General features: G+C 58.4%; 10 protein-coding genes, 1 tRNA gene and 1 pseudogene. 10 read left to right on the top strand and 2 right to left on the bottom strand.

The genetic code is table 11. The features are described 5' to 3' along the window. The 3 genes and pseudogenes from APH30_RS29080 to APH30_RS11935 form a co-directional block, all read left to right on the top strand. Positions 1-208 (top strand): annotated as a pseudogene (locus APH30_RS29080) (hypothetical protein); the annotation flags it as partial. Then, a complete protein-coding gene (locus tag APH30_RS11940; protein WP_054912658.1) occupies positions 205-2,055 on the top strand; it encodes a DUF3732 domain-containing protein in 1,851 nt (616 codons plus the stop codon). The pseudogene APH30_RS29080 and the gene APH30_RS11940, both read left to right, overlap by 4 nt. A 186-nt stretch (positions 2,056-2,241) precedes the next feature. Continuing rightward, positions 2,242-2,874, top strand: coding sequence for a hypothetical protein (locus APH30_RS11935; RefSeq protein ID WP_054912657.1), 633 nt, complete (start codon positions 2,242-2,244; stop codon positions 2,872-2,874). Between the two features lie 47 nt (positions 2,875-2,921). Here the strand turns inward: APH30_RS11935 and APH30_RS11930 are convergent. Both APH30_RS11930 and APH30_RS11920 read right to left on the bottom strand, forming a co-directional pair. After that, a protein-coding gene (locus tag APH30_RS11930; protein ID WP_156326441.1) for an IS3 family transposase occupies positions 2,922-4,072 on the bottom strand; the annotation gives its coding sequence in 2 pieces (ribosomal slippage) (positions 2,922-3,835 and positions 3,835-4,072; 1,152 coding nt in all). A 352-nt stretch (positions 4,073-4,424) separates the two neighbouring features. Continuing rightward, positions 4,425-4,514: transfer RNA gene (locus APH30_RS11920), tRNA-Ser, on the bottom strand. Between the two features lie 253 nt (positions 4,515-4,767). On the opposite strand from APH30_RS11920, the gene APH30_RS11915 reads away from it, so the two are divergent. The 7 genes from APH30_RS11915 (at position 4,768) to APH30_RS11885 (ending at position 9,688) form a co-directional block, all read left to right on the top strand. Next, positions 4,768-5,439 (top strand): Bax inhibitor-1/YccA family protein, encoded by a 672-nt coding sequence (locus APH30_RS11915; RefSeq protein WP_003251184.1) that lies wholly within the window; start codon positions 4,768-4,770, stop codon positions 5,437-5,439. A 248-nt stretch (positions 5,440-5,687) separates the two neighbouring features. Then, on the top strand, positions 5,688-7,067 hold the full coding sequence (locus tag APH30_RS11910; protein WP_054912655.1) for a nucleobase:cation symporter-2 family protein: 1,380 nt from the start codon (positions 5,688-5,690) through the stop codon (positions 7,065-7,067). Positions 7,068-7,293: 226 nt separating this feature from the next. Further along, the gene (tusD, locus tag APH30_RS11905; RefSeq protein ID WP_029887839.1) at positions 7,294-7,686 is read left to right on the top strand and encodes a sulfurtransferase complex subunit TusD; all 393 of its coding nucleotides are present in this window, start codon (positions 7,294-7,296) and stop codon (positions 7,684-7,686) included. 1 nt (position 7,687) lies between these two features. Then, the gene (gene tusC / locus APH30_RS11900; protein ID WP_009682095.1) at positions 7,688-8,047 is read left to right on the top strand and encodes a sulfurtransferase complex subunit TusC; all 360 of its coding nucleotides are present in this window, start codon (positions 7,688-7,690) and stop codon (positions 8,045-8,047) included. After that, the gene (gene tusB / locus APH30_RS11895) at positions 8,047-8,343 is read left to right on the top strand and encodes a sulfurtransferase complex subunit TusB (protein ID WP_029887837.1); all 297 of its coding nucleotides are present in this window, start codon (positions 8,047-8,049) and stop codon (positions 8,341-8,343) included. Before tusC ends, tusB begins: the two co-directional genes overlap by 1 nt. Then, on the top strand, positions 8,340-8,675 hold the full coding sequence (locus tag APH30_RS11890) for a TusE/DsrC/DsvC family sulfur relay protein (protein ID WP_029887836.1): 336 nt from the start codon (positions 8,340-8,342) through the stop codon (positions 8,673-8,675). The genes tusB and APH30_RS11890 overlap by 4 nt, the downstream gene beginning before the upstream one ends. An 11-nt stretch (positions 8,676-8,686) precedes the next feature. Further along, positions 8,687-9,688, top strand: a complete 1,002-nt coding sequence (locus APH30_RS11885; protein WP_054912659.1) for a glycosyl transferase family protein — start codon at positions 8,687-8,689, stop codon at positions 9,686-9,688. Positions 9,689-9,718: the final 30 nt, after the last annotated feature.

Genomic DNA, 9,718 nt, shown 5'->3' with positions numbered 1-9,718 from the left:
CCTCGTGCACTCGATCAATGGCATCCAGATGCTGCATGAGTTGGGCTACGCCGTCTTTGATTCGCAACTCACCCAAAAGACGCGCTTCGAATGCACCACCGAGTTTGGCAAACGTGCCGTATTGATCGAGAAAGCGTCGTCCGAGATCGCGAATTTGCTTCAAGCGTCGGAAGAAGAGCTCTACCTGAATCTTAGGATACAACTGTGAAATTTGGCATCGACACCATCCGCCTATGGTCGCATCACGGCGAGACACGCAGTGTAGATTTCGAGCGCGGCCGGATAAATGTGCTCAGTGGTCGCAGCAACCGAGGCAAGACATCGCTGCTACACATCATTGACTACTGCCTGCTTTCCAGCAGCCACAACATTCCCCATGATGTCATCAACGATACGGTTGCTTGGTATGGCATCAAGTTCTATATCAACGACAAAGAATTCGCGATTGCACGTAAGAGCCCGCATGCTCAGACCGTGTCGGACAAGCTCTACTTTTCAAGCATTGGTGTGCTGCCAGATCAGCCGTTTGCCAACGCCACCAGCGATGACATCAAAGCGATCCTTCAAGCCGAGTTCAGTCTGGACAGCAGCGTCGTGCTCTACGGGGGCCGAGGCGTGCGCTACGGCACACAGGTATCGTTCCGCTACTTCCTGCTATTCAACACCATATCAGAGGACATCATCACCAACACCGCTGCCTACTTCGACCATCAACAAGAAGACCGATATCGCGTCGCGCTGCCTCGTGTTCTGGATCTGGGCTTGGGCATCGACAGCCTTGAAAATATTGCTCAACGTGAACGGCGCGATGATCTCAAACGCATGATCGAGAAGCTTGAGAAGAAGAAGGTTGTCATCAGTAGTGGTAGACATCTCTTTGAAAGCGAGGCTCGCAAGCTTGCGGCAACGGCAGCTGAGTACGGCCTGATCGAGAAAGTACCAAATGTCGTCACCATCGATTTTCTGAAAGGGATCGTCAAGGATGTGCCCACCCCGAATGCTTCAGGCGAAGATGCCAAGCGCCTCTCCAATGCACGGTCGAAAATGTTTGAGATCAACCGGCGCATGCGAAGGCTTCGCGAATTCTCTGACGAACACAAGCAATACAAGTCGGCGCTCAAGGTTACCCAAGACAGCCTGAAACCGTTGCAGACGCTGCTTCAGCAATCCTCCGAGCTGCTGAAAACAGACGTGTTTCATGATCTGATCGATAGCTTGAATGTCGATCTGCGCGCCCTCAAAGCAGCTACCGCCACTCGGCAGCCAGTCGATACTCAGGTCGCGGCTATGATGGCCGATTTAGTGGAGCAAAAAGCAGAGCAGCAACGAATCATTGACTCCTTGCCCAAGGCGCAGAAATCCTTCGAGGACACGATCCAACTGGTTAAGTTTGTCACCCGCATCGAAACCAAACTTGAGACCTACAGTACGGTTGAATCGGACACCCCTGAAGACTACGACACGCAGATCAAAAATCTGAACGCTGAACTCAGCTCCATGGAAGTCACCGATGTGGCCAGTGTTCGCGACGGTACCGTTGGCCAAATCAATGACGTGTCCCTGGCGTTGCTGAGCGAGGCGGCAGCGGCGATGGACAACTATGCGTCATTCCTGACGTCATTTAACTACGAGGCGAAAAAACTACAGCTTCGCCGACCTAAGTCGTCGTTCATCGAAAACGTAGGTAGTAGCTCCAACCACATGTTCCTGCATTTGTTCATGTTCCTTGCGCTACACGAAGTGGCGCTCAGCAAAGGTGGCAAATTTGTCCCAAGCTTCCTGTTCATCGACCAGCCGAGCCGCCCCTACTATGGCGAGGAGAAGATCATGGATGAGGTGCATCTCAAGAATTCCGATCAGGCAAAGGTTAGCCAGGCGTTCGAGTTGCTTGGGAATTTCGTCAGTCGGATGCGCAACCAATACAGCGCGGAGTTCCAGATGATCGTGCTGGAGCATGTTCCTGTTGAGCTCTTCCAAAACGTGGCGAACGTTAACGTGCTACCTGAATTCCGAGGCAAAAACGCCTTGATTCCCGCTCATTGGTATCCCGCTTAACAGCCAAACCATGAGCAGTAACGACGATTAGAAGCCCGGAGTGGCGAGACGGTTGCCAGGCAGCCATCACGCCACATGTTCTAGCGAGGCCTCAAAGATTGATGGCAGATAACCGGCAAGCCATACTCGCCCGCAGATCGAACCGATCAACCCGTACCACACGTTAGAACGCAGGAAGCAGTCCGAATGCAAGACAAATACACCCTGACGGAACATCGGCATCGCTTTGCGATCTGGGCGGCAGGCCGCGCCTACTCAAGACAAGGGCCAGGCCACACGATGGCAGTGGCGTCACAATTGATCAACGATACTCCGGTGGGTCAGATTGCCACCTTGGACGACCTTCCTCCGCCAAATGAAATCGATGACCATCTGGATGGGCTTTTTCGTGAGGTCATGGGTCGAGCCGAGAAGATCACGTACAAACGCGAGTGGAAGGACAAAACCACAGGCCACACTCGAACCGAAGAATGCCAGCTCGAATGCACCTATGGCAGAGCGCAAAAGCTGGTGAACATTTTCCTCAAATCCAAGCTCATCGTAGCTGGCGTGGATGAGCACGACGCCAAGCTTGCCAGGCTGCACCCTCCCCTTGACAGGCAGCTGCTCGTAGCGATCGGTCGGCACCTTAATACTCCACCATTCAAAGGATCGAATCTCCAGCAAGTGTTCAAGGAAGCGCTTATAAAAGGCAGCAGCTGGACGACATTCGACAAGGCAGCGTATGACGCCCACATGAATGTGGTGAAGGAAATTCAAAAGGATCGACCGCTGTGGGGCATCGAATGGCTCTGGCAACCAGCGGCTACAGATGAGTAAATAAAGGCTCTGATCAGGCCCCAAAAAACTGAATCGCCCCTGGTTTCCTAGACACTCTCCAAGCTCAGAAAATAGCGTTTCTCATACTCTACTGGCGACAGCTGCATAGCATTACCGTGTCGACGCTTGGGGTTATAGAACAGCTCGATGTAATCGAAAATATCACTTCGGGCTTCGTCACGCGTTGCGTAGATCTTTCGTCGGATTCGCTCCCGCTTCAAAAGCTGGAAAAAGCACTCGGCTACGGCATTGTCGTGGCAGTTTCCCCTTCGGCTCATGCTACTGATCACATTGTTGGCTTTCAGGAAGCTTTGCCAATCTGAGCTACTGAACTGACTGCCTTGGTCTGAGTGAATCATCACTTGCTGCTGTGGCTTGCGTCGCCACACGGCCATCAGCATGGCGTCGATGGCTAGGCCGCTGCTCATCCTGGGCTTCATTGACCAACCAATGACTTGGCGAGAGAACAGATCCAGCACTACCACCAGATACAGCCACCCTTCGTAGGTGCGGATGTAGGTGATATCGGTCACCCAGACCTTATTCGGCTCACTGACCTTGAACTGCCTGGCCAGATGGTTGGGCGATGCCGCTTTTGGTTTTCCGCCATAAAACCCAGTACGACGGCGATAGCCCGTTTGCGAACGCAGCCCCTCTGCCTGCATCAAGCGACCGACTCGATTTCGCCCACAGATCTCTCCTAGCTCTCGCAGGTCATCGTGAATCTTGCGATAGCCATACACGCCGCCGCTTTCTAACCAGGCCTGCTTGATCAAGCCAAGCAGGCGCTGATCTTCTTTGGCTCGGGCAGATTGAGGCTCGGCCAGCCAAGCGTAGTAGCCGCTGGTATGCACCTTGAGGGTTTGGCAAAGGCGACGCACTGGGTAATCCGTCGAGTGCTTGTTGATGAAGGCGTACTTCAGCCGCACTCCTTGGCAAAGTACGCGGCGGCCTTCTTTAATATGTCTCGCTCTTCTGTCACCCGCTTGAGTTCAGCGCGCAGCTTGCGCAGTTCAGCCTGCTGATCATTGTCTTGCTGACGCTGCTCTTGGGGCTTGCTGTAGACCTTGATCCAGGCGTAAAGGCTGTGCACGGACATGCCCAGGCGCTGGGCGACCTCGGCGACAGGTTTGCCTTTTTCGGTCACTTGCTTGACCGCTTCGATCTTGAATTCTTCGGGGTAACGCTGACGACTCATGGCACCTCCTATTTGGGCCTCATTATGAGGCTTGGAGGTGTCTACGAAACCAGGGGCGATTCATTTCATAGGTTCCGAGGGATCCAGGGTCGCACTGAGGGTTGGAATTTCACACTTAGCAGGATCCCCCTAAGCACTGCTATGCGTCTTTTCTATCAGTTCGGGCGGATAGCAAGTGTGCAGTTGGGATTCTGATAGGACTCTCGGGGTCAGAGGTATGCATTAGTGTGCATCCGAGAGCAGTTGACTCACGTGCATGCTTGGACAAGGGACGCTTGCGCCAAGGGAGGAAGGGTAAAAATAGGCACAAAAAAAGGGCTCAGATCTCTCTGGCCCTTGATTCGCTTGTGTTTGGCGGGGAACCAGGGATTCGAACCCTGGGAACGCTCTCACGTTCGCCGGTTTTCAAGACCGGTGCATTCAACCACTCTGCCAATTCCCCGATGCAATTCTGAGGGTATCCTGAAGTGTGCATCTGGGGACTACCTGAGATAAGAACTCTAGGATAGTTGCCCATCGACGGTTTTCAAGACCGTTGCCTTAAACCACTCGGCCACGCTTCCAGCTCGTTTGCGGCCGCCATAATACCGTAATGAAACAAGCTGTCAAACTCTCTGTGTCGCGGGTTGCAATGGCTCTGGTAGACTCCCAGCATCTGAACGTTCGAAACCACAGGTTTACCAAGGAGTGTCGCCATGCGCGAACAGGATTATGCCGTACATCACGGCCAGCAGGTCGAGCAGCAGGAGATCAGCAAGGTCCTGCGCAACACGTACAGTCTGCTGGCGCTCACCCTCGCCTTCAGCGGCGTCATGGCCTTCGTTGCCCAGCAAATGCGTGTCGGCTACCCGAACGTGTTCGTGGTGCTGATCGGCTTCTACGGGCTGTTCTTCCTGACCAACAAGCTGCGTGATTCGGCCTGGGGCCTGGTCTCCACCTTCGCCCTTACCGGCTTCATGGGCTTCATTCTCGGCCCAATCCTCAACCGCTACCTGGGCATGGCCGGTGGTGCCGAGGTCGTCAGCTCGGCATTTGCCATGACTGCCCTGGTGTTCGGTGGTCTGTCGGCTTACGTACTGATTACCCGCAAGGACATGAGCTTCCTCAGTGGCTTCATCACTGCCGGCTTCTTCGTGCTGCTGGGTGCGGTCGTGGCCAGCTTCTTCTTCCAGATCAGCGGCCTGCAACTGGCGATCAGCGCTGGCTTCGTGCTGTTCTCGTCGGTGTGCATCCTGTTCCAGACCAGCGCGATCATTCACGGTGGTGAGCGGAACTACATCATGGCCACCATCAGCCTGTATGTGTCCATCTACAACCTGTTCGTCAGCCTGCTCCAGCTGTTTGGCATCATGGGGCGTGATGACTGATTGTTGTAGGTTGTGAGAAAGCCCGCTTCGGCGGGCTTTTTTGTGGGTGTGGGAAAGGCATGCCGGTGTTCGCCTTTAGCATGGGTTAACCGGCGCGGCAGTGCACATTCGCGGCGGGCGGCTTGACTGAAAAGTCAGGTAATTAGGCGTAGGGTCGCCGATCATGTCGGCATCGTGCTTTGCTCTACCGCAATCTGCCTTCACCCCGTAGAATGCGCTCCTTTTTTCTTCAGGGGCAGCTTTCAGCCATGAGCACACATGAACACAGCCCAGCAGCATCGGCCCCCGCCAATGAGCTGGTGCTTGGCCTCGAGGACAAGCCTCGGCTGCTGATCGGCCTGCTGGCGGCGCTGCAACACCTGCTGGCGATCATCGTGCCGATCGTGACGCCCGGGCTGTTGATCTGCCAGGCGCTGGGGGTGTCCGCGCGGGACACCAACCTGATCGTCTCCATGTCGCTGGTAATCTCCGGTATCGCCACATTCGTGCAGTGCAAGCGCTTCGGGCCGTTTGGCGCCGGGTTGCTGATCGTGCAGGGCACCAGCTTCAACTTCGTGGGCCCGCTGATTGCCGGGGGTGCGCTGATGGTCAAGCAAGGCACGCCGGTCGAAGGTGTGATGGCCGCCATCTTTGGCGTGGTCATCGCTGGCTCGTTCGTCGAAATGGGCGTTTCGCGCATCCTGCCCTTCGTCAAACGCCTGATCACCCCGCTGGTCACCGGCATTGTCGTGCTGATGATCGGCCTGACGCTGATCAAGGTCGGCCTGATCAGTATGGGTGGCGGCTTCGGTGCCATGGCCAATGGCACCTTCGCCAATGGCGAGAACCTGCTGTTGTCGGGTGTGGTGCTGGCCATTATCGTGATCCTCAACCGTATTCCGGTGGTGTGGATGCGCAGCTGTGCCATCGTTATTGCCCTGGCGGTCGGCTATGCGCTGGCGGGCTACATGGGCCGCCTGGACTTCACCGGTATGCATGAGGCCGCGCTGTTTCAGGTGCCGACGCCGCTGCACTTCGGCCTGAGCTTCTCGTGGGCGCTGTTCATTCCGATGCTGGTGATCTACCTGGTGACGTCGCTGGAAGCCATTGGTGACGTGACCGCCACCAGCAAGGTGTCGCGCCAGCCAGTCGAAGGCCCGGTGTGGATGCAGCGGATCAAGGGTGGCGTGTTGGTCAACGGCGCCAACTCGCTGTTGGCGGGCTTGTTCAACACCTTCCCGAGCTCGATCTTTGCCCAGAACAACGGGGTGATTCAGCTGACGGGTATCGCCAGCCGCCACATTGGTATGTGGATTGCCGTGATGCTGGTGCTGCTGGGGCTGTTCCCGAGTGTTGCCGGGGTGATCCAGGCGGTGCCGGAGCCGGTGCTGGGTGGTGCGGCCATGGTCATGTTCGGCGCGGTTGCGGCTTCTGGGATCAATATCCTGGCCAGTACTCGGCTGGATCGTCGGGCGCTGCTGATTATCTCTGTTTCCCTGGCCTTGGGCCTGGGTGTGGCGCAGGTGCCGGAGTTCCTGGCGCATATGCCGGCGGCGATTCGCAATGTGCTGGAGTCAGGGGTGGCTACCGGGGGGATTTGTGCCCTGGTGCTGAACTGGTTCTTGCCGGAGAGCAAGGAACAGGCTTGAGGCCTGCTCCCTTCTGACAGGGCCTTGCGCAATCCCCGTAGGAGCGGCCTCGTGTCGCGATGGGCTGCGAAGCAGCCCCAGCAATTTGTGCATTTGCGCTGAAGCCCCGGGCTGCTTTGCAGCCCATCGCGACACAAGGCCTCCTACAAAAGCCCGCGCCCGCATGCACAAGCGGGCGCGGGCTTTTTTGCTTTATCATGGCGGTATTCCTTTGCATGAGTTACCCATGAAATTCGCTATCGCGGTGTTCTCCCCGGCCCATGCGCCCTCCTCGCGGCGCGCCTTGCGCTATGCCGAGGCGGTGCTGGCCGGCGGGCATGAAATTGCCCGGCTGTTCTTCTATCAGGACGGGGTACACAGTGCCTCGGCCAACGTGGTCGCGCCCCAGGATGAAGTGGACGTGGCCGCGCAGTGGCGTGCCTTTATCGAGACCCACCAGTTGGATGCCGTGGTGTGCATCGCCGCCGCCTTGCGCCGTGGCGTGCTCGACGAGGCCGAGGCCAACCGCTATCAGCGCCCGGCCGTGAACCTGCCCAGGCCATGGGAGTTGTCCGGCCTGGGGCAACTGCACGAGGCCGCGCAAGTCGCCGACCGCCTTGTCTGCTTTGGAGGCGACTGAAATGGCCAAATCCTTGTTGATCATCAGCCGCCAGGCGCCGTGGAACGGCCCATCTGCCCGCGAGGCGCTGGACATCGCCCTGGCCGGTGGCGCGTTCGACCTGCCGCTGGGCATGCTGTTCCTCGACGATGGCGTGTTCCAGCTGGCGCCAAACCAGCAACCTGCCGCCGTGCAACATAAGAACCTGGCCGCCAACCTGCAGGCGTTGCCGATGTTCGGCGTCGAAGAACTGTTCGCCTGCAACCACAGCCTCACCCGCCGTGGCCTCGCCGCCGACAGCCTGGCACTGCCAGTGCAAGTGCTGGATGACGCGGCACTGACCGCACTGATCGCCCGTTTCGACCAGGTGGTAACGCTCTGATGACGACCCTGCACGTAATTGCCCACTCCCCGTTCGGCGACGAGCGCCTGGCCAGTTGCCTGCGCCTGCTTGGCGCGCACGACGCCCTGCTGCTGTGCGGCGATGCGGTGTACGCCCTGCGCAGCGGCAGCGAAGCGTACCGCCAGTTGCAAGCCGCCAGCCTGGCCCAGCGCCTGTTCGCCCTGGACGAAGACCTGCAAGCCCGCGCGGTCGGCAACGACCTGGCCAAGGCCGTGGACTACGCCGGGTTCGTCGAACTGTCGCTGCACTACGACAAGGTCAACAGCTGGCTATGAATACCCTCACCGTTGCCGATCAGGCGATCGCCCTGGACAAGGACGGCTTCCTGGTCGACCTGCAAGACTGGTCCCATGCAGCCGCCGAGGCCCTTGCCGAGCGCGAGGGCATTGCCCTGACCGCGGACCACTGGGAAATCCTCGAACTGCTGCGACAGTTCTACCAGGAGTACCAGCTGTCCCCGGCCACCCGCCCACTGATCAAGTACACCGCCCTGAAGCTTGGCCCTGACAAGGGCAATAGCCCGCACCTGAACCGCCTGTTCAATGGCACCCCCGCCAAACTTGCCGCCAAGCTGGCGGGCCTGCCCAAGCCGACCAATTGCATATGACCCTGCCACCCTTGAATCAAGCCCGCCCGCTGACCCTGGAAACTCCGGCTGAACACCCGTTCGCTGAATTCGTGCGCATTCTTGGCAAAGGCAAGCGCGGCGCGCGCGGCCTTACCCGCGAGGAAGCACGGGCTGCCATGACCCTGCTGCTGGAAGGCAAGGTCGAGGACACCCAGCTGGGCGCCTTCCTGATGCTGCTGCGGCACAAGGAAGAAAGCGCCGAAGAGCTGGCCGGCTTCACCGAAGCGCTACGCGGCCACCTGCAGGCCCCGCGCATTGCCGTGGACCTGGACTGGCCAACCTACGCTGGCAAGAAGCGCCACTTACCCTGGTACCTGCTGGCCGCCAAATGCCTGGCCGGCAATGGTATTCGCATCCTGATGCATGGCGGCGGTGCACACACAGCCGGGCGCCTGTATACCGAGCAGCTGCTCGGCCTGTTGCATATCCCCATGTGCCGCGACTGGGCAGCGGTCGACTCCGCCCTTGGCCAGTATCAGCTGGCGTTTTTCCCTTTGCACGACTGGGCGCCGCAACTGCAGCGCATGATCGACCTGCGCAACACCCTGGGCCTGCGCTCGCCCATCCACTCCCTGGCGCGGGTGCTCAACCCGCTGGGCGCGCGTTGCGGCCTGCAAAGCATCTTCCACCCCGGTTACCAGGCGGTGCACCGGGAGGCCAGCCGCCTGCTGGGCGACCATGCCGTGGTGATCAAGGGCGATGGCGGCGAGATCGAGGTCAACCCGGACGTCATCAGCCACCTCTACGGCACCACTGCCGGCGTAGCCTGGGATGAGGAATGGCCGGCGCTCAGCGAGCGCCGTCACGTCAAGCCCGCCACGCTGCAACCGGAGCATTTGCTCGCCTTCTGGCGTGGTGAAGTGCAAGACAGCTACGGCGAGAAAGCGCTGATCGCGACCATGGCCTTGGCACTGCGCGGCCTGGAGCAGACCCGGGAACAAGCCTTCACGAACGCGCAGGCCTATTGGGATAACCGTGATAGATCGATTTAGTCGATAACACCACCCCGATCTTTGCGCTAT

Source organism: Pseudomonas sp. NBRC 111127, from assembly GCF_001320345.1.
In the GTDB taxonomy this organism is placed as follows: Bacteria; Pseudomonadota; Gammaproteobacteria; order Pseudomonadales; family Pseudomonadaceae; genus Aquipseudomonas; species Aquipseudomonas juntendi.
The sequence above is the reverse complement of the archived record's forward strand: the minus strand, read 5'-3'. Positions and strand labels throughout refer to the sequence as shown.

Bases quoted from the DNA above. Each gene is read 5' to 3' on its own strand.
- APH30_RS11935 (WP_054912657.1), top strand. From the start codon at position 2,242: ATGCAAGACAAATACACCCTGACGGAACATCGGCATCGCTTTGCGATC.
- APH30_RS11915 (WP_003251184.1), top strand. From the start codon at position 4,768: ATGCGCGAACAGGATTATGCCGTACATCACGGCCAGCAGGTCGAGCAG.
- APH30_RS11910 (WP_054912655.1), top strand. From the start codon at position 5,688: ATGAGCACACATGAACACAGCCCAGCAGCATCGGCCCCCGCCAATGAG.
- tusD (WP_029887839.1), top strand. From the start codon at position 7,294: ATGAAATTCGCTATCGCGGTGTTCTCCCCGGCCCATGCGCCCTCCTCG.
- tusC (WP_009682095.1), top strand. From the start codon at position 7,688: ATGGCCAAATCCTTGTTGATCATCAGCCGCCAGGCGCCGTGGAACGGC.
- tusB (WP_029887837.1), top strand. From the start codon at position 8,047: ATGACGACCCTGCACGTAATTGCCCACTCCCCGTTCGGCGACGAGCGC.
- APH30_RS11890 (WP_029887836.1), top strand. From the start codon at position 8,340: ATGAATACCCTCACCGTTGCCGATCAGGCGATCGCCCTGGACAAGGAC.